Below are 20,235 nucleotides of genomic sequence, written 5' to 3' on the forward strand. Positions count from 1 at the left end.
TCCTATCACTCAAGCGAAGCGCCGCTCGTGCCGCGCGTGCCCCAACAATCTCGGCTGGCCCGATTCCTGTCGATAGGTCGCGCTTCTACGGCGCGGCGGGCAATCACCGCAGCCCCGGGCATCGGTCAGCCATCGGTGCGCAGCGCTGTCTGCCCGGTGAAGCGCTCCCAGCGAGCGAGCGCCACCTCGACATACACCGGATCGAGCTCGATCCCCGCGCACACGCGGCCGCTGCGCTCCGCCGCGATGAGCGTGCTGCCGGAACCGATGAACGCATCAAGGACGAGGTCGCCGATGGTGCTGCTGTTGGCGATCGCGCGCTCGATGAGGGCGAGTGGCTTCATGGTCGGGTGGAGCGGCGACTCGGCCGGTCGTGCAATCTGCCAGACGTCGCTCTGGTCGCGGTCGCCGCACCAGCGATGCGCTGACCCTTCCCGCCAGCCATACCAGAGCGGTTCATAGGCGCGCTGGTAGTCGGCTCGCCCGAGGACGAAGCGATCCTTCGCCCAGATGATCGTGTCGGACCAGTGCCCACCCTCGTCAGCGAGGATCCGGGCGACGGTCGGCCACTCCTTGCTGCTCATGCAGACATAGAGGGCACCATCGGTGGCGGCGAGGAGATTGCGGGCCCAAGCGTGGACGAACGCCATCCAAGCCGCCGGCTCGAGGGCGTCGTTGGCGATGCGCCTGCGGCGCCGCGCCGCGGGCTGCTGACCGCCGTGGTCACCGAGCCGGACGTTGTAGGGCGGATCGACAAAGGTCAGCCCGGCGCGCCTTCCGTCAAGGACCCGCTCAAGGTCGTCCGCCTTCGTCGCATCACCGACGAGGAGGCGATGCTCCCCGAGACTCCACAGCTCGCCCGGCTTCGCCCGGACTCTCCGCCGTGCCGCATCGAGCGCCTCGTCGAGGTCGAAGTCCTCCGGGCGATCCCGGAGCTCGCGGCTCTCGAGGTTCCGGAGGAGGTCCTTCACCTCGCCTGCACCGAAGCCCGAGAGGGTCAGGTCGACCGACGGCGCTGCCTGAAGGTCGGCGAGGAGTCGCGCGAGGAGCGGCTCGTCCCAGGCTCCCGAGATCTTGTTGAGGGCGAGGCCGAGCAGCCGGGCCTCCTCGACACCGAGGTCGAGCCACATCACCGGGACGCTCGTGAGGCCGAGTCGGCGCGCCGCCACGAGCCGTTGGTGGCCGCCGATGACGACGCGGTCAGCTCGTCGCGCGAGGACCGGCTGCACGAAGCCCCACTCGCGGATGCTCCGCTCGAGCGCGTCGAGCTCGCTGGCCTCGATGCGGCGCGGGTTGGCCGGATCGGGTCGGAGGGTCGCGAGGTCGACCTCCTCGACGGTGAGGAGCGGCAGGGTGGTCGTGGTCATCGGTTCGGTCTCCATGGCGGTCGGTCGGTGCCCGCCATTCCGCGGGCGCTTGCACAACGATCTTCGCCACCCGGGTCGAGAGCCCACCGATCTACGCGGGGAAGGTCGGGCCTGACGAACGCTTCGTCGGGCGCCGAACTCGTCGACCAGAACAGCCATACCGCCACCCTCTCAGAGCGGCGCAATGGGGTCGACTTCTACGCGCCGGAGCGAAGCCTCGGGCCTGACGATCGAGTCGCAGCCCCCACGGCGCTGGCGGCGCGAGGGATCCATGAGGCGACCGTGCGGGAGGAGGCCTTCCGATCTAGATTGGGGCGCTCGCGCATCGTGCTCAGGACGGCAGGCGCTTCGTCTCGTGTAGACGATTGCGTACGCAACTCCCTACCCTCGAGCGGGGCCAGAATCCGTGCTGGAGGACGTTGCAAAACGTTGCAGAATCCTGCCGTCCAGAGCGGACCTCGGATTTCGTAAACAGCAGGTCCTCGGTTCAAATCCGAGTGTCGGCTCCACCTTTTCACGCACGAAATCGTCGACCGCGGCCGGAAGCTGCGGCGTTCGGACTCGCTGTGACCCCGATCTGACCCCTAATGAAATCAGGCCGCGCCAGGGTCGACGTGCGCCTGGGGGATCAGCTGGGAAACGACCCGAGCACCGTTCCGGCGATCGTCGGCCCTGCACGCCGGCGGGTAGACTTCGGCACGAGAGTCCTCCTCTGATGATGTCTGAACACCACCAGCGTAGCGAGGGCTCTCGCTCCCTTGTCAGGCCCGGACCCGTCTCACTCCCCGCCCAGGCCCGGTGTCACGAACGTATCTGGACGAGATCGGAAGCGGCGCGCGTATTGCTGCGTCTGTTGACGCAGCCGATGAGCCGATGCTAGCGTCTGTGCAATCGATTAGGCGGGACGGTCCCAACTGAGCCGTCTCGCCCCACGCCTCAATGCCATCGACGGGCATCGGGCGTGGGCTCAAGGAGATGCGGCTCATCAGCGGTTCCCGACGGGCGATGGTCGGGAGCGGGAGAGCAGCCCCGGAGGTTGGGGAATAGCGATCGGGACGACTGCATGACATCACGGATCGGCCTGGCGGTCATCGGAGCCGGGCGCATGGGCAGCAACCACGCCCGTCTCATCGCCGCGGGGGCGCCCGAGGTGCGGATCGTCGCGATCGGCGACGTCGACGGCCCTGCCGCACGTCGCCTGGCCGACGAGATCGGCGGGGTGATGGCGTTCGCCGACCCGCTCGAGGCGATCTCCGCGTCCGGTGTCGACGCCGTTCTCATCGCCGTCTCGTCCATCCATCACCGCGCGATGGTGGAAGCTGCCGCGGCCGCCGGGCGGGACATCCTGTGCGAGAAACCACTGGCGCTCGACCTTGGCGCCACGGACGCGATGCTGGCAGCAGTCGATCGGGCCGGCGTGCGCCTCCAGGTCGGGCTGATGCGACGCCACGATCCCGACCACGTCCGTGCGCGGGCGCGGATCGTCGCCGGCGAGCTCGGCCGGCCGTTGCTCTTCACCAGCCGGCAGTACGACACGGACGTGCCACCGCCCGGCTTCCTCGACCCCCGAGTCAGCGGCGGGATCATGCTCGACATGGGCATCCACGAGTTCGATTCGGCCCGGTTCCTCATGGGCTCCGAGGTCGTAGAGGTTCAGGCGACCGGCTCGGTCCAGATCTTCCGGGAGGTCGCCACGTACGGCGATGTCGACACGGCCGTGGTGAACCTCAAGTTCGCCTCGGGCGCCATCGGCAGCGTCGAGCTCAGCCGGCGCGTGGCGTTCGGCGAGGATGTCCGCACGGAGGTCCACGGCACCGACGGGAGTGCGTTCATCGGCGGCCTGCCGATCGTCGGCGGATCTGCGTTCGGTGGCAAGGGCGGCGTCCGCTGGGACGCGACACCACCGTCGATGCCGCGCTTCGCAGCCGCGTACACGAACCAGGTGCGCGCCTTCGGGCGGTCGATCCAGAACGACGAGCCCGTGAGCCCCTCCGGAGCCGATGGCCGGGCGGCCTTCCTCATAGCGATGGCCGCGGAGGGCGCCATCCAGGACGGTGCGACGATCGGGGTGGCGGCACCGGGGACATGATGGGCCCGCAGGAGCCCGTCCGGTGGGATCCACTTGTGGTGGTCGACGATCCCTATCCGGTCTATCGTCGGCTCCGCGACGAGGCGCCGCTGCACCACGACGAGGATCGAGGCATCTGGGCATTCTCCCGGTTCGAGGACGTCCAGCGGGCGGCGCGGGACTGGCAGACGTTCTCGAGGAGCGAAGGCAACGATCACGACGACACGTACCAGCTGTTCCAGCCGGCTGGCGACCTCGCCGCCCTTGATCCACCCGAACATACGCGCATGCGCGGCGCCCTCCGTGGAGCGTTTAGCCCATCGGCGATCAAGGCACGGTTCGAACCCGCGGTGCGCCTCACGGCACGGCGCCTGATCGACCGGTTCGCGGATCGAGGCGCAGCCGACCTGGCGCGCGAACTGGCCAGACCGCTCCCGGCCGAGATGGTCTGCACGTGGCTGGGCTTCCCAGACGACGATCACCCGGAGCTGCTGGACTGGTTCGGTCACATGCTCGAGCGGGTGCCGGGCCAGCGGACCCTGCCCGCGTCCGCGCTCGAGGCACGGGACCGGCTGCGGGCCTACATTGAGGAGGTCGCGGCGGACCGCCGAGCCACGCCCCGCGACGACCTGCTGAGCGTGCTGGTCCAGGCGCAGGCGAACGGCACTATCAGTCGGGACGAGGTGCTCGGCTGCTGCGTGCTCCTGTTCATGGCCGGCATCACCACCACATCCGGCCTGATCTCGAATTCCCTCTTCCACCTGAACCGCTTCCCAGACCAGCGCGAGCTGTTGCGTCTGGAGCCGGAGCGGATCACCGCGGCGATCGAGGAGCTCGCGCGCTTCGATGCGCCGATCCAGACCGTCCTCCGGACGGCGACGAGGGATGTCGAGTCGTTCGGCGCGGTGATCCCCGCGGGCGCTCACGTGAGCCTCATATGGGCCTCGGCCAACCGCGACGAGCGCCGCTGGCGGGATCCGGATCGCCTCGACATCACGCGAGCGCCGGAACGGCACGTCTCGTTCGGCGAGGGGATCCACCACTGCATCGGAGCGCCGCTCGCCCGCCTCGAAGCGCGCATCGCCCTCGAGGAGCTGTTCGCGCGAATCCCGACGTATGCCGTCTCGGGACCGATCAGGCGCGTCACCACGCCGACCGATCGCGCCTTGGAGAGCCTGCCGGTCGAATTCTAAGCGAACCCCCTGCGACCGACCGCGACGCTCAGCCTTTCGTCGCCTCGGCGCCGAGGTAATGCCTGATCCGCTCGAACATGAAACGCCACGATTCGACGGCACGCTCCTCCCAGGCAAAGACGCAGCTGGTCAGGATGCCGTCGAAACCGACCCGGCGGAGGGCGCCGAAGCAGGCTTCGAAATCCACCTCGCCCTGACCGATGTCCAGGTGCTGGTGGACCCGGGCCGTGGACCCTGGTGGGTTCACGATGTACCGGAGGCCGGACGAGGCTCGATGGTTGAGGACGTCGGCGATGTGGACCTGAGCGAGGACGGGCGCCGAATACTCGATCATCGCCGCGATGTCGTCGCCCAGGTAGTAGGTGTGCGGGGCGCAGAAGACGTACCGGACCAGCGGTGAATCGATCCCGCGAACCAGGTCGACCGCCTCCGTGTTGCGCTCGATGAAGTCATCCGGGTGGGCTTCGAGGTTCAGGCGGATGCCCTCGCGCTCGAAGATCGGCAGGAGCTCCTCCATCGAGCGCCAGAACTGGGCTTCGCTGCGCGCCGCCTGCTCCGGGCGCCCGTTGAACTCGGAGTTCATCGTGCTGCAGCCGACGTCGACACTGAGCTGGATGGCACGCTTCCAGTAGCGGACGGCAGCCAGCCGCTCATCCTCGTCCGGGCTGGACCAGCGATACAGGGGCAGGATCGAGGCGAGCTGCATCCCGGTGTCGGAGAGCGCCGTCCGGAACTCGGCGACCTTGGCCCAGTCCGCCCGGGGGTGGGTGAAGAACGGGATGAAATCGGGCCGCGGCGACAGCTCGATCGAGTCGTAGCCGATGTCCGCCGCGATCCGGCAGACCTCCGCGAACGGGCGTTCGCGCAGCATGTACGGATCGAGCGCGATCTTCACGTCAGGCATGCTCCCATGTTGCAGGACCGATGCGCGCGCGGAGGGTCGCTCCGCTCGCTGCGATCCGCGCGGCCATGCGCGCGCGGAGTGCCGGATCCCCTACCACTGCCATCGTCTCCAGCCATCGTACGGTGCCGTTGATGACCTGGAGGATGGCCTCCGCATCGCCCCGCGCGAACAGAGGCCGATCCAGTACCTCCACGTACACCGGCGAGGTGTGGGACGCCATGCTGGTGTTGAACGCCGAGTGGATCTCATGGTCGCTGCGCGATCGTGCGGCAACCCACGCCCCGCCGTCGATCTCGATGACGGTCTCGAGGCGGACGTCATCTGTGGCCTGCGGCGCATCCCGCCGAGCGACCACGCGGCCGTTCACGATCAGCTCTACTGAGCCGATGATCGGCTGTGCGGCGCGCGCGCGGACGTGCGCCTCGAGGTGTCCGCCGGACGCCGGAAGGGACAGGACGTCGCCGGGCTCGTGCCCGTCGACGGACAGCTCGATTACCGGTCCGGATGTGGCGAACGTCCGGCCTGCGCGCACGGCGGCGGACCATGCCTCGAATGTCGGGGGCTCGTCCGGATCGAGCCGGGCGTAGGTGCGGACCGCGCCCACCGGTACCTCAGCGGACATCTTGTCGGTGCCGCCCAGGACCGGCACCCGGTAGCCGCAGTTGAGGAATCGGTACCACTCGAGGATCGACGGATTATCGAGACCCGGGGCGAAGCACTGCATCTCGATGGCGTCGATCCGTCCGGCGACGATGCCGGCAGCGATCTCAGCAAAGGGCAGCGGAAAATGCGCCCCGACGACGAGACCGCCCTCGGCGTGGCAGCGATCGGCCCAGTCGCTCAGGAGCTCCGTGATCGCCCCGCCGATGCGACCTTCGGGGGCGCCGCCCGCAGCCAGCGGTACGACCGGGTGCCTCGCCCCGAGCAGCGCCAGGTGACCGAGCATGTTCTGGCGGTTCTCCGTCCCGACGAACACCATGTGGCGACCGCTCGGATCCTTCTGCGAGCCCCAGGGCAGGTCCGGGATGCTCGTGAACTCGTCACCCAGTTGCGTCGCAAGCACATGGACGAACGTCAGGTCCTCCGCCGCCGCCTGGAGTAGTGCGGTCGAAGGGGCCAGGAAATGGACGTGCGAGTCCGACGAACGCCAGCCTGCGGCGCGCAGGTCGATCGGCCGATCGAGCGCGATGACGAGGTCACGGGTGTCGGGACCCACCACCACCGACTTCCGCACGGGCCGGTGATCGAATCCCTTCACGACTTCGACCGTCACGCCCCCGATCGGGAGGTCGATCTGGAACGTGCCCGGGACATACGCATAGGTGTCCCGACCCAGGATCAGGCCGGCGCCGCTGTCCTCGCAGATGCCCGGGTTGATCTCCTCGCGGTGGCCGAGCGGCGGCAGGTACCGACCATCCGATGCAACGAACCTGACCCGGGCCGGCGTCGCCTCATCGTCGACCGACAGGCGGACGTCTACCCGGACAGCCGCACCGGGAAGTGGCTGGATCGTGATCCGGCCGTCAGGGCTCACCGCCTCGGTATCGAGATCGGCGACCCCGACCGCCCATCCGATGAAGCTGATCCGGGCGTCGGGGGCCACCGTGAGATCCAGGACCGAGCGCGTCCCGGTGTCGGCCGGGGTCGGCCCACCACGCCTGGCGGCGTTCGGATGTCCCCAGCCGATCGGACCTTCGGCGCGGGTGCTAGCAGGGGGCTCCCGCAGCGGGCGGGACTGGATAGCCATCCCGAGGTCCACGTCCGGGAGTCCGCGGGCCGGACCCGTGATCAGGAGCTGCCGGCGTGGTGCCAGCACCAGTGGGTCCGCCGTACCGCGGAACAGGGTCAGCGCTGCGATGACGACGTCCGTGCCCGCCCGCCCATCGCCGAGTGGGACGAGGCGCAGTCTCACGGGCTCCGCATTAGCGCCCAGCGGTATCGCGTGGAGCCAGTAGGTAGCGTCATCACGGGCGGTCGGGACGAAGTCGGCGACCCCAGTCTGGGCCGCTCCCCACGAACCGGGAAGCATCGTTAGTGCCCCTGCGTGGCCGGCCGGGGCGTAGCGGCCGGGCGACTGGCGTGGGTGCGGCCCTCGCCAGTTGATCGTCTCGTCGGAGCGATGGCCGATAGCGGCGAAGGGCAGGAAACCCCACCCGATGATCCCGTCGGCGATCTCGAATCGCCGACGCACGTCCACCACCCGGGTGTCACCGTCGGCGAAGGTGATCTCGTATCGGGCGAGTGGCTGGCCGGTCGGCAGGACCCATCCCACCGGTGTCCCGGGGGACCGCTCGCCCCGGGCATCGCGCCAGCTGTCGGCGAAGTGGGCGACCACCAGGTGGCTGGCGAGGCCATGACCTCGCAGATCGATCGTCAGCTCGTCGCGGACCAGGACCCAGCGGCGCCCGGCCGCCCTCGTCCCCAGGTCGAAGGGCAGGCCCCGGAACACGGACGCCCCGTCCGGAAGCCGCTTGAGGGCCCGTCCGTAGAGCGGGTGGAAGCGGGCGCCAACCTCACGGTCCGAGGCGTTCCATTCCGACGACAGGTCGACCGGATGCGCCAGTCGCGTCGCGGACCCGCGGCGCCCGGTGGTCATGACTCCGACCCTCCCCGACCGATATTGACGTGGGGTGAGCCGCGATGATACCTTCTCTGCAATCGGTTGCGCAAGGAGAAACGGATGGGCGTTGTCCGACTCACCGTGGGTCAGGCCATCGTTCGCTACATGGCCCTCCAGTACGTGGAGCGGGACGGCCACCAGCAGCGCTTCATCGCGGGTGTCTGGGGCATCTTCGGACATGGCAACGTGGCCGGCCTCGGGCAGGCCCTCGAGGAGCTCGGGGATGCCGAGGAGATGCCGTATCTCCGGCCGCAGAACGAGCAGGCGCAGGTACACATGGCTGCCGCGTTCGCCCGCCACCGCAACCGCCTGCAGACGTACGCCTGCATCTCGTCGGTCGGGCCTGGTGCGCTGAACATGGTCACCGGCGCCGCCGGGGCGACCGTCAACCGGATCCCGGTCCTCCTGTTGCCGAGCGACTACTTCGCGAATCGGATCCCCGATCCCGTGCTCCAGCAGGTCGAGCATCCGATCGAGCGTGACTCCAGCGCCAACGATGCCTTCCGCCCGGTCTCGCGGTTCTTCGATCGCATCTCGCGTCCGGAGCAGCTCATCGCCTCCCTGCCCGAAGCCTTCCGGGTGCTGACGGATCCGGCGGAGACCGGGGCGGTCACCATCTCCCTGCCCGAGGACGTCCAGTCGGAGGCGCACGACTGGCCCGATCGCCTCTTCGAGCGTCGCGTGTGGCGGGTGCGGCGCCCGCTGCCGGAGAAGGCCGATCTCGCGGACGCGGTCCGCCTCCTCACCGCGGCGAAGGCACCGCTGATCGTGGCCGGCGGCGGCGCGGTCTATTCCGAGGCGACGGCAGAGCTCTCGGCTTTCGCGACCCGCTTCGGCATCCCGGTGGTGGAGACACAGGCCGGCAAGGGCGCGCTCTCCTGGGACCACCCGATGAACGCGGGACCGGCCGGCACCAACGGCGGGCTGGCCGCGAACCGGCTGGCACGCGATGCCGACCTCGTCCTGTGCGTGGGCACCAGGATGGGCGACTTCGTGACCGCGTCGAAGACGACATTCCAGCATCCCGATGTCAGGTTCATCGGTGTCAACATCGGTCCGATGGATGCCCACAAGCTGCGTGGGTTGCCGCTCGTCGCCGACGCGCGCGAGGCTCTGCGCGCCCTCGACGCCGCACTCGCGGCGGCCGGATACGCGGGGACGTCCGCGCCCTATCGGGAGCAGGCGGCGACCCTGAAGCGCGAATGGGACGCGATCGTGACCGACCTGCGCACCGTGAACGGCGAGCCGGGCAATCTCGGGCAGGCCGAGGTGATCGGCATCGTCAACGATGCGGTCGGCGGCCACGCGACGGTGATCTGCGCGGCCGGCAGCCTGCCCGGCGACCTGCTGCGGCTGTGGCGGGTCGAAGACCCAAAGGCATATCACGTCGAGTACGGCTTTTCCTGCATGGGCTACGAGATCGCCGCCGGGTTGGGCGTGGCTCTCGCGGAGCCGGACCGCGAGGTCGTAGTGATGGTCGGCGACGGTTCGTACCTGATGATGAATTCGGAGATCGTCACGGCGGTCGCGGAGGGTCTGAAGCTCACGATCGTGGTCCTCGACAACCACGGTTTCCAATGCATCCTCGCGCTCCAGCGGGCGGTCGGCGTGCCGGACTTCGGCAACGAGCTCCGTTTCCGCGACCATGCCAGCAACCGGTTGACCGGCCCGTATGTGCCGATCGACTTCCGACAGCACGCCGAGGCGATGGGCGCGCTCGCCCTGCACGCCTGCACGCCGGACGAGCTGCGCGACGCACTCGCCCAGGCCCGGGCGGCTGACCGGATCACCGTGATCGCGGTTCCGACGGAACCCGAAAAGCGGGTCCCAGGCTTTGAATCCTGGTGGGACGTGCCGGTCGCGGCGACAAGCGGGCAGGAGGGTGTCCGCGACGCGAGGAAAGGCTACGAACACGCCCGCCGCCGACAACGGACCGATCTGCATTGAGAGCGAGACCGCCGCGGCATCCAGCCTTGCCCGACAGATCCGAGTAGAAAGGAGAAATCCATGCCCGGACCCGGGGTCGAGCTGATCGGTGCCGAGGAGACGGCCGAGGTGTTGCAGGTGCTTCAGAGTGGCTTCCTGAGCCGCTACGGCCCCTCGGACAATCCCGCCTTCGGCGCGAAGGTCCATCACGTGGAGGAAGCGATCGCCAAGCTGACCAACGTCCGCTACGGGCTGGCCCTCCACGGCGGTGGCTCGGCTGCGATCTGGATCACCCTCCTGAGCCTGGGTATCGGGGCCGGCGATGAGGTGATCGTGCCGGGCTTCACGTACGTCGCCTCCATCTCGGCCATCGTCTACGCCGGCGCGACGCCGGTCCTGGCGGAGGTCGACCAGACCTTCGATCTCGACCCGGTGGACGTTGAAGCCAAGATCACCCCGCGGACGGCGGCCATCCTCGTCGTCCATATGCTCGGCGCGCCGGCGCGCCTCAACGAGTTGAAGGCCATCGCCGATCGCCACGGCATCCCGCTCGTCGAGGACTGCGCCCAGGCATTCGGCGCCACCTACCAGGGCAGGGGTGTCGGCGGGATCGGGACGGCAGGCACGTTCAGCTTCAACGAGTACAAGACGATCACCTGCGGCGACGGCGGGATGATCGTCACCGACGACCAGGCGCTGTACGAACGCGCCTTCGCCATGCACGATCAGGGTCACGCCCCGTTCCGGCTCGAATCCAAGTACGCACCCCGCCCGTTTCTGGGCATGAATTTCCGGATGACCGAGCTGTCCGGCGCCGTACTGCTGGCGCAGGTCCGCAAGCTGGACGTGATCACGTCGCATCTGCGGGCCAACAAGGCGATCGTCAAGGACATGCTGATGGAGGTCCCGGCGATCGACTTTCGGACGCTGACCGACGCGGAGGGGGACCTGGCCACCCATCTTGTGGTCGTGCTCCCGTCCGGCGAGATGGCCCGCAGGGTAGCCGAGGAGGTCGGTGCCCTGACCCTGTCAGAGTCGGGCTGGCACACCTACAGCAAGATGAACCATCTGTTGGAGAAGCGGACCGTGTCCGGCAAGGGCTGCCCGTTCGATTGCGGCGACGCCGGCCATAGTCACGGTGACTACCGGGTCGGGATGCTGCCCCGGACCGACGCCCTGCTCGAGCGCTCGATCAGTATCGGGATCGGCGTCCGCGACGCGAACCTGGCGCCGTTCGGGCTCCGGATGCGCGACGGGGAAACCGAGGCTCGAAAGGTCGGGGCCACATTCCGGGATGCCGTGATCAAGCACCGGGCGTGACCGTCGGGGACCGTCGATGATCGAGGCCGTCGTCATCGGCAGGGTCGGAGTCGACTTCACGCCGGCGACGCCACGGATGTCGCTGGCCGCCACTGACGCGTTCGTCAGGGCCGTCGGCGGATTTGCCGGGAACATCGGCACCGGCCTCGCCCGATTGGGGATCGGCACCGCGGTGATCTCCGGGGTCGGCGACGACGGGCACGGCGACCACGTGCGTGCGTTCCTCGCACGGGAAGGGATCGACGTCGGGCCGATCGTGACGCGCCCGGGTTCCAGGACACAGGTCGCCTTCTTCGAAGTCTGGCCGCCGGAGCACTTCCCGGTGACCTTCTACCGGCCCCCACCCTCGCCCGAGACGCAGTTGACGGTCGCCGACCTCCCGACGGAACTGCTCGAGCAGGCGCCGCTGACCATCGTCTCGGGGACACTCCTGGCGACCGAGCCGGCGCGCTCCACGACGTTCCGGATGCTCGAGGGTCGCCTGGCCTCCCGCCACCGACGCCCTGCCTCATGGACGATCCTCGATCTCGACTGGCGCCCGACCCTGTGGGACGACGCAGACGAGGCCCCCGTCGTCATCGAGCGGGCGGCCCGGATGTGCGACGTCCTCATCGGTAGCGACGGGGAGTTCGTGGCGGCGCGCCTTGGCCCGGACGTCGCCCAGGACCCGGGTCCCACTCTGATCGTGCTCAAGCACGGTCCGCACGGTGTCTCGCTGGTGACGAGTATGAGGCGGCACTCCCTGCCGGGGATCGCCATTGAGGTGCTGTGCGGGATCGGTGCCGGCGACGCGCTCACTGCCGCATTCGCGGCCGGTCTCCTGCGCGGTATCGACCCGGCGGTCGCCGTGCAGCGAGGTAACGCCGCGGGGGCGATCGTCGCGTCGCGACTCATGTGCAGCACGGCGATGCCGACCCCGGACGAGATCGACAGGCTGCTCGCACGACTCGCGGCGGGACCGCAGGAGGCGCTCCCGTGACCACGCCCGACCGACCGACGGGACCGGTGATCCATCCGGCCAAGCTGCCGATGCACATTCCACCCGAGTCCCTCCATATCCGCCCCGACGCCGACGGCGCCGTGGCGACGGACCCGGCCCGCTCAGGCTGGCGGTACCTGTCGTTCCGGGCCTTCGGGCTCGACGCGGACGAGACGGTCGTCCTCGATCGTCCGGACCAGGAGGCCGCGATCGTCACCATCTCCGGCGGCGGCGTCGAGATCGCGTTCGATCGGGGTCCCGGCCTTCACCTCGCGGGCCGGCCATCGGTCTTTGAAGGCATGCCGTGGAGCGCCTACATCCCGGCCGGCACGACCGCGCGCATCATCGGCCGGCCACTCCCCGGGCGGCGGGCGGTCGTCGCAGTGGCACAGGCCCCGCTCACCGGACGGACCGGCGTCGCCACCGGGCCGGTCGTCGTGGGACCGGGAGACCTCGAGATCGAGATCCGCGGCGCCGGCAACGCCACCCGGCAGGTCAACAACATCATGATGCCGGGCTTTCCCGCAGACCGGCTGCTCATCTGCGAGGTGTTCACGCCATCGGGCAACTGGTCGGGCTGGCCGCCCCACAAGCACGACGTGGACGATCCGCCGCGGGAGGCAGTCCTTGAGGAGACGTACTTCTACCAGATGAGCCGGCCCGAGGGTTGGGCGATCCAGCGTGTCTACCACCGCGACGGCTCCCGTGATCGGCTGATGCCGGTCCGACACGGCGACCTGGTGATCGTCGACCAGGGCTATCACCCGTTCGCCTCGACCCAGGGCTATGACGCCTACTACCTGAACGCGCTGGCCGGCGATCGGCGCACGATGGCCAACACGGACGACCCCGACCTCGCCTGGGTCCGCTCCCTGTGGCCCGCGATGGCGCCGGATCCCCGGCTGCCCCTCGTTCGGCCGTGACGCCCGAACCGGCCGGCGCCCCCCGTGCGTCGACCGCGACGGCAGCGCCGGCGCGCGCGAGCGCCTCGGCAGTCGGCCGGCGCCGGCGACTGCTCCGCCTCGGCGGCCCACGTGGCGTCATCGCGGGCATTGCCATCGATCACCGGGACAGCCTCCGGGTCATGCTCGAGCGACGGGGAGTCAATGGGCTGAACAGCGCGGATCTCCGGTCTATGAAGCTCCGCCTCGCGAGGTCGCTCGCGCCCTCGGCGACGGCGATCATGCTCGACGAGGAGCTCGGGCGACTCGCGCTCGAGGCCGGGGCCGTCCCCGCGTGGATCGGACTGATCATGCCGCTGGAGGCGCAGGGCTACGAGAGCGTGGGGGAACACCCGACGACCACCCTCCTGGACGACTTCTCGCCTTCCGACGCGCTCCGCTACGGGGCCGACGCCTGCAAGCTGCTGCTCCCGTACCGCGTGGACGACGCAGGCTCGGCCGCCTGTCAGGCGAGGCTCGTCACAACGACGGCCGCCGCCTGCCACGAGCTGGGGCTCCCGCTCGTCATCGAGCCCGTCGTCTACCGGCGACCGGGCGAGACCGCAGGGGCGTACGCCGCCGCGTACACGCGACTCGTGCTCGGTGCCGTGGGAAAGCTCGAGCCCCTCGGCGCCGACCTGCTCAAGTTGCCGTTCCCGGTGCTGGACCGGGGAGCGACGACAGAATCGGCGGCTCTCGAGGCATGCCGGGCCCTGGCCGAAGTCTGCGCTGAGACGCCGTGGGTGATCCTCGGGGCCGCCGTGGAGACCGATACGTTCGTCGAACAGATCCGGCTCGCCGGGACGGCGGGCGCCTCGGGCTTCCTTGCCGGCCGCGGGATCTGGGGCGCCGCACTCGGACCGGACGCCGACGAGACAGAGCGCGTCGCGACCCGAGTGTGTCGCCCTAACCTTGAGCGCTGCCGCGAGATGGCGGAGCGTGTGGCGAAGCCGCTGCACGCTGGCGGGAACGGCTGAGACAGCCGCCTACCACGCATGTTGCCTATCGTCGCGGGAGTGCTCACCGCCCTGTGCTTCGCCATCTCTACGCTGGCGTCGGCGCGCGCAAGCCGTCTCGCCGGAGCTGCCCCGACCGTGGCCGGGGTCATGATCGTGGGGTCCCTCCTCGTGCTGCCGGTCGCCGTGGCGGTGTCGCCGCTGCCCGCCGTCCCAGCGGTACCAGTCGAGACCCTCATCCTGGCGGCGCTGGCCGGCGCCGCGAACGTAGGCGGTCTGCTGCTTGCCTATGCCGCCTATCGGATCGGTGCCGTCGGGATCATCTCGACGATCGGATCGACGGAGGGCGCGATCGCGGCGGTATTGTCCGTCCTGGCCGGGCAGACGCTCGCGGCGGGATCGGGGCCTGCCCTGGTCGTGGTCGTGGTCGGCGTGGTACTGGCAGCGACAAGCGGCGGTCATGAGCTCGAAGACGGCGTCGCGATCAGCCGTGCGCAGTCCCTGCGGGCGGCGGAGTTGGCGGCCTGTGCGGCAAGCCTGTTCGGGCTGGGACTATTCGTGACCGGGCAGGTCAGTGCGACGCTCCCGGCGGCATGGATCATCCTCGCAGGCCGGCTCGTCGGCGTCGCCGCGGTGGGTATTCCACTCTTCCTCACGGGGCGCCTCCGGTTCCCCCAAGCGGCCCTCCCCTTCGTCCTGGTGACCGGGTTCATCGAGGTCGTGGGCTTCGCCTCGTTTTCCGCCGGGGCTCGCGAGAACGTCGCTCTCACCTCGGTGCTCGCCTCGACGTTCGCGCCGGTCGCCGCGGTGGCCGCCTTCGTCCTCTTCAGGGAGCGCCTCGCCCCACGCCAGATAGTGGGGATCGCTTTCGTTGTCGTCGGCATCGCCGTCCTGGGGGTGCTCGCCGCGTCATGAGGAGCCATCCGATGCGCCTGGTCTACAACTCCAACTCGACGATGCACCTGCCGGTGCTGATGCAGATCCGCGTCGCGAGGGAAACCGGCTGGGACGGGATCTTCGTGCGGCAGGAACCTGTCCGGAGGTACCTGGCGCAGGGATACGACCCTGAGAGTCTGCGCGACGCGTTGCAGGGTCTCGAGCCCGTGAACCTCGGCGCGCTCCCCGACGTCGAACGCTGGCGAGCGCATGAGCGGGCGGCGATGCTGCGTGAGGCCGAGGCGCTCACCGAGCTTGCCGTCGACATCGGCGCGTCCCATGTGCAGCTCCTGACCGGCCCCGTCACGCCGGGCGGCTCGTACAGTGGACCGGCCGAGCTGTCCCCGGCCGAGTTGCGACGGGTCACGGCGGACGGGATGCGGGCCGTCGCCGATCTCGGCGCCCCGCACGGGATCCGGTACTACCTGGAGCCGGTGGCGTGGACGCCGCTCGCTCCGCTTGCCCGGGCGGTCGAGGCCGTCGACGCGACCGAGCGTGACAGCGTGGGCCTGGTCCTCGACTTCTGGCACTTGTGGCAATGCGGAACCACGCCGGACGAGGTCGCCGGCCTCGAGCCGCGGATCATCTTCGGGGTCGACTTTGCGGATTCGCTCGGACCGGCCGGCAGGCCAGGGCCCGACCAGCGGTCTCGTTGCGTCTGGCCGGGTGAGGGCGTCATCCCGCTCCGGGCCTGGGTCGACGCCGTGCGCTCCACCGGCTTCGACGGCTGGTGGGACAACGAGCTCTACAGTCCGCTCCACTGGGAATCGGCCGATCCGTTCGCCGTCGGCGCAGGCCTGCTCGAGGTTCTCAGGAAGTTGCTGCGGGATTGACCTGCATTCGGTTATGTTGACGTTGCCAAGACCCGATGCTATGGTTTGCGCAATCGGTTGCAACGATGGAGGGTGCGGTCCAGATGCATGCTTCCCGCCGCGATCTTCCCGCTGCCGCTGTCGCGGTCTAGGCCGAGCCCAGCCGCATGGCAGTGGATGGGAACGGTCCGCGCCGTCGCATCCTCCTGAAGGATGTCGCCCAACGGGCGAACGTCTCCGGCTCGTCCGCGTCTCGCGCCCTCGCGGACGACCCGCGCATCAGCCTCGCCACCCGCCAGGCGGTCAAGACCGCGGCAGCCGACCTGCAGTACGTACCGAATGCGGCAGCCCGCAGCCTCCGCGTCCGCCGGACGCGCACCTTGGGCCTCCTCCTGCCCGATCTGCGCGATCCCGTCCACGGGCAGGTCGCGTCCGCGTTCGAACAGGAAGCACGCCAGCAGGGGTATTGCGTGATGGTCGTGGCCGGCGAGCGGGATCTCGTGCGCGAGCGGCTGGCGCTGCGCATCTTCGCGGAGCACGGGACGGATGGCGTCGCGATCGTGTCGAGCGTGCTCTCGCCCAGGGAATTGCGGGAGCGGGTCGATCCGGACCGGCTCGTCCTCGTCTGGCCGGACCATCGCAGCCTGCCTCGCCGTGACGGTCCGCGCGTTCCCGGGGTGATCCAGACCGATGATGCGAGCGGCGTGCGAGCCGCGGTCGACCACCTGGTAGAGAGTGGTTGCCGACAAGTCGCGTACGTCGCGAGTGGTGTCCGCGACTCGAACACGACCCGCGCCGAGACTGTTGCGGCGACGCTGCGCAGTCGAGGCATCCGCACTCCGATGCACACGTTCGTGGGCTCCGTTGACGCGTGGCGCGCCCCTGGCGACCTCGCCGCCGAGATCGCGGCCAACCTGCCCGAGGCGATCGTCTGTTACGACGACCAACTGGCGCTCGGGCTCATGGATGCGCTCCGGAATCTCGGTCTCCGGGTCCCGGACGACGTCGGGATCGTCGGGTTCGACGGGATCCCGTACGCCGGGATCTCCAATCCCCGATTGACGACCGTGGCGGTGCCGTCCGCGGAGATGGGCCGCATCGCGGCTTCGTCTCTCATCCGGGCGGTCCACGAGGGCGTCCTGCCGGACGGCGTGATGCTGCCGGTGGAGATCGTCGTCCGCGAGAGCACGCGGAGCCTGCCGGTGCGCGGCGGTCGATCGTGACCTCCGTGCCCGATCCTCGATGGATCGCGCCGCGCGACGTCCGGCCGATCCATTGCCGTTGACTCCGGACGGTGGAGTCGGTCCACAGGCCGACCTGGACGAGCTCGCCCGACGCGGCCGACTGCTGGTGGTCGACACGGTCGCGCACAGTGGCGCCGGTCATATCGGCGGGCCGTTGTCGGCCATGGACCTGCTCGTCGCGCTATACTTTGGGGTCCTCCGGATCCGTCCGGACGAGCCGGACTGGCCAGATCGCGACCGATTCATCCTGTCGAAGGGCCACTCCGCGATCGGGCTCTACGTGGTGATGGCGCTCCGCGGCTACTTCCCGGTGGCGGAGCTCGCGTCCTTCGATACCGGCGACAGCCGGCTGCAGGGTCATCCGGATATGACCCGACTGCCCGGTTTGGAGGCGTCAACGGGTTCGCTCGGCCAGGGCCTCGCGGTCGGACTCGGGATCGCCCTTGGGGCGCGGATGCGCGGTCTCGGCGTACACACCTTCGTCATGCTCGGTGACGGCGAGACCCAGGAGGGGATGGTCTGGGAGAGCGTGATGGTCGCCGCGAAGTACGGGCTCGGCAACCTCACGGCGATCGTCGACTGCAACGGCCTGCAGCAGTACGGCTGGCCGCCGGCGCCGGGCGACGAGGGCCGCGGCGATCGACGCGACCCGCTTGCCGGGGCCCGCCTCCGCGATGCGCTGGAAGCCTTCGGCTGGCGCGTGCTCGAGGTCGACGGCCACGACGTCGAGGCGATCGTCGCGGCCTGCGCGGATGCCCGCGGGGCGGCTGCGGGATCGCAGCCCACGGCCATCCTGGCGAGGACCGTGAAGGGGCGCGGCCTGTCGTTCACCGAGGGCCGCTTCGAGTGGCATGCTCGCGTCGCCACAGCCCACGAAGTGGCCGCAGCGAGACTCGAGCTCGGGTTCGAGCACCCCGGTGAGGCAGGGCCGTGACGCGGCCGATGCGCGATGCCTGGGCCGAGACCCTGTGCGACCTCGCTGTCGAGAACCATGACCTCCTCGTCCTCGACGGCGACCTCGCGACATCCACCCGTGCCGACCGCTTCGCCGTCGCGCACCCTGACCGCTTCCTCCAGATGGGCATCGCCGAGCAGAACATGGTCGGCGTCGCCGTCGGACTGGCGACCCTTGGCTACGTGCCGTGGCTCTCGTCGTTCGCCGTGTTCTTCACCCATCGCGCCGTCGACCAGGTCCGGATGCTCGTCGCCCAGACTCACGCGAACGTGAAGATCGGCGCCGCTTATGCGGGTCTGCTGACCGGCTTCACCGGCAAGACCCACCAGGACGTCCAGGACCTCGCGATCATGCGGGCGATGCCGGGTATGACCGTCCTCGCCCCGGGCGACGCGACCGAGTGCGTGGCGGCCGTGCGCTGGGCGACCGGGACGCCTGGGCCGGTCTACCTGCGTCTGGCGCGTGACGCCGGACCGGATCTCTTCGACGACACGTATCTGTTTGAACCCAGGCGCGTGGTCCCCCTGCGCGACGGATCGGACGTGCTGATCGTCTCGACCGGGATGCAGTCGGCCCGCTGCCTCGCCGCGGCGACCCTCCTCGAGACCATGGGGATCTCGGCCGGCGTCCTGCACGTGCCGTCATTGAAACCCGTCGACGCAGCGGCCGTCGCGGAGGCAGCGCAACGCGTCCGCCTCGTGGTGAGTGCGGAGGAGCACACGATCATCGGCGGCCTGGGCGGCCTTGTGGCCGAGATCCTCAGCGAGCGTGAGCCCCGCCGGCTCGTGCGGATCGGCATCCAGGACACGTGGGGCGAGTCCGCCCCGAATGCCTTCCTACTCGACCGACATGGGCTGTCGCCCGAACGCGTTGCCGAGCGCGTCGTCATGGAATTCTCCCGCACGGCCGAGCCGTCTCGTGCCGCGGGTCGGTGAGCGGTCGATGGTAGTCGCCACGGAGGTGACCGGATGAGCACATTCAAGGTGAAGAACCCGAAGAGCATCGGGGTCGCGTTCCTGGGCGTGGGACGAATGGGGCAAACCCATATCCAGACCCTCGCCGGGGTGCGCAACGTTCAGATCGTCGTCGTCGCCGACCCGGACCTCGCTGCGGCCGAACTCGCACGCGACATGGCGCGTGTGGACCGGGCCACGACGGACGCACTGGGCGCTATCAACGACCCTGCCGTCGAGGCCGTCGTCATCGTCACCCCGACGGCAACGCACGCGAGCCTCATCGAGGCGGCCCTTCGCGCGGGCAAGGCGGTCTGGAGCGAGAAGCCGATTGCCCTCGACCTCGCCGAGACCAACCGCGTGGTCACCCTCTGGCGCGAGACGGGCCTGCCCGTCCAGTTGGGGTTCATGCGACGCTTCGATCCCGGCTACGTCCGCGCGAAGGAGCTCATCGCCTCGGGCGAGCTCGGGCGGATTGAGCAGTTCCGCTCGTACTCGCGGGATACTTATCCGCCGTCGGCGGCCTTCATCCGCGACAGCGGCGGGTCGTTCCTGGACATGAGCGTGCACGACTTCGACCTGGCCAGGTTCCTGGTCGGGGAGGTCGAGGAGGTCTCCGCGTGGGGCAGCGTCCTGTTCGACGACCGGTTCGGCGACGGTGGCGACATCGATACCGCGGTCACGATGCTCCGCTTCCGGAACGGAGCCCTGGGCGTCGTCGAGATGTCGCGCCATTCCGCATGGGGCTACGACATTCGGACCGAGGTGGCCGGCGCGGCAGGCAAGGTCGTCGTCGAGGCGCCCCAGAAGACGAACGCGACCTTTTCGCGGCGGTTCGGGTTCGAGGGCGACCACTACGAAAACTTCCCAGACCGATTCGAGGTCGCCTACAAGCTCGAGCTGGAGGCGTTCTTCGCCGCGCTCGGCGAAGGGGTCACGCCGACGCCAGGCCCAGAGGACGCGTTCGAATCGCTTCGGCTGGCCGTCGCGGCGAGGCTCAGCTGGCGGAAGGGCCGGCCAATCCGGCTGGATGACGTCTCCGCAGGGGTCCCGGCGTGAGC

The 20,235-nt window shown here is 69.5% G+C and carries 16 protein-coding genes; 13 read left to right on the plus strand and 3 right to left on the minus strand.

Annotated elements, in window-relative coordinates:
* Window positions 1-125: 125 nt before the first annotated feature.
* On the minus strand, window positions 126-1,367 hold the full coding sequence (locus IVW53_05370) for a DNA modification methylase (protein MBF6604996.1): 1,242 nt from the start codon (window positions 1,365-1,367) through the stop codon (window positions 126-128).
* Window positions 1,368-2,430: 1,063 nt separating this feature from the next.
* Between IVW53_05370 and IVW53_05375 the strand changes: the two genes are divergently transcribed.
* Both IVW53_05375 and IVW53_05380 read left to right on the plus strand, forming a co-directional pair.
* Window positions 2,431-3,456, plus strand: a complete 1,026-nt coding sequence (locus IVW53_05375; protein MBF6604997.1) for a Gfo/Idh/MocA family oxidoreductase — start codon at window positions 2,431-2,433, stop codon at window positions 3,454-3,456.
* Between the two features lie 38 nt (window positions 3,457-3,494).
* Window positions 3,495-4,628: a cytochrome P450 gene (locus IVW53_05380; protein MBF6604998.1), complete on the plus strand. Its 1,134-nt coding sequence runs from the start codon at window positions 3,495-3,497 to the stop codon at window positions 4,626-4,628.
* Window positions 4,629-4,656: 28 nt separating this feature from the next.
* On the opposite strand, the gene IVW53_05385 is transcribed toward IVW53_05380, so the two are convergent.
* Window positions 4,657-5,523: a sugar phosphate isomerase/epimerase gene (locus tag IVW53_05385; protein ID MBF6604999.1), complete on the minus strand. Its 867-nt coding sequence runs from the start codon at window positions 5,521-5,523 to the stop codon at window positions 4,657-4,659.
* Between the two features lies 1 nt (window position 5,524).
* Window positions 5,525-8,128 (minus strand): CehA/McbA family metallohydrolase, encoded by a 2,604-nt coding sequence (locus tag IVW53_05390; protein MBF6605000.1) that lies wholly within the window; start codon window positions 8,126-8,128, stop codon window positions 5,525-5,527.
* An 84-nt stretch (window positions 8,129-8,212) separates the two neighbouring features.
* On the opposite strand from IVW53_05390, the gene iolD reads away from it, so the two are divergent.
* The 11 genes from iolD (at window position 8,213) to IVW53_05445 (ending at window position 20,233) form a co-directional block, all read left to right on the plus strand.
* Entirely contained in the window at window positions 8,213-10,099 is a 1,887-nt protein-coding gene (iolD, locus tag IVW53_05395; protein MBF6605001.1) for a 3D-(3,5/4)-trihydroxycyclohexane-1,2-dione acylhydrolase (decyclizing), read from the plus strand.
* A 60-nt stretch (window positions 10,100-10,159) separates the two neighbouring features.
* Window positions 10,160-11,398: a DegT/DnrJ/EryC1/StrS family aminotransferase gene (locus tag IVW53_05400; protein ID MBF6605002.1), complete on the plus strand. Its 1,239-nt coding sequence runs from the start codon at window positions 10,160-10,162 to the stop codon at window positions 11,396-11,398.
* A gap of 16 nt (window positions 11,399-11,414) precedes the next feature.
* Window positions 11,415-12,377 (plus strand): 5-dehydro-2-deoxygluconokinase, encoded by a 963-nt coding sequence (locus IVW53_05405; GenBank protein ID MBF6605003.1) that lies wholly within the window; start codon window positions 11,415-11,417, stop codon window positions 12,375-12,377.
* Entirely contained in the window at window positions 12,374-13,300 is a 927-nt protein-coding gene (iolB, locus tag IVW53_05410) for a 5-deoxy-glucuronate isomerase (protein ID MBF6605004.1), read from the plus strand. The genes IVW53_05405 and iolB overlap by 4 nt, the downstream gene beginning before the upstream one ends.
* Complete coding sequence (locus IVW53_05415) at window positions 13,297-14,295, plus strand: hypothetical protein (protein MBF6605005.1); 999 nt, start codon at window positions 13,297-13,299, stop codon at window positions 14,293-14,295. Before iolB ends, IVW53_05415 begins: the two co-directional genes overlap by 4 nt.
* A gap of 117 nt (window positions 14,296-14,412) precedes the next feature.
* A complete protein-coding gene (locus IVW53_05420; protein ID MBF6605006.1) occupies window positions 14,413-15,189 on the plus strand; it encodes an EamA family transporter in 777 nt (258 codons plus the stop codon).
* Window positions 15,190-15,200: 11 nt separating this feature from the next.
* A complete protein-coding gene (locus tag IVW53_05425) occupies window positions 15,201-16,043 on the plus strand; it encodes a sugar phosphate isomerase/epimerase (protein MBF6605007.1) in 843 nt (280 codons plus the stop codon).
* 146 nt (window positions 16,044-16,189) lie between these two features.
* Window positions 16,190-17,245, plus strand: coding sequence for a LacI family DNA-binding transcriptional regulator (locus IVW53_05430; GenBank protein ID MBF6605008.1), 1,056 nt, complete (start codon window positions 16,190-16,192; stop codon window positions 17,243-17,245).
* 19 nt (window positions 17,246-17,264) lie between these two features.
* Window positions 17,265-18,200, plus strand: coding sequence for a transketolase (locus IVW53_05435; protein ID MBF6605009.1), 936 nt, complete (start codon window positions 17,265-17,267; stop codon window positions 18,198-18,200).
* 8 nt (window positions 18,201-18,208) lie between these two features.
* Window positions 18,209-19,156, plus strand: a complete 948-nt coding sequence (locus IVW53_05440; protein MBF6605010.1) for a transketolase family protein — start codon at window positions 18,209-18,211, stop codon at window positions 19,154-19,156.
* Between the two features lie 33 nt (window positions 19,157-19,189).
* Window positions 19,190-20,233 (plus strand): Gfo/Idh/MocA family oxidoreductase, encoded by a 1,044-nt coding sequence (locus IVW53_05445; GenBank protein MBF6605011.1) that lies wholly within the window; start codon window positions 19,190-19,192, stop codon window positions 20,231-20,233.
* Window positions 20,234-20,235 lie beyond the last annotated feature (2 nt).

This window comes from Chloroflexota bacterium, from assembly GCA_015478725.1.
Lineage (GTDB): Bacteria > Chloroflexota > Limnocylindria > Limnocylindrales > CSP1-4 > C-114.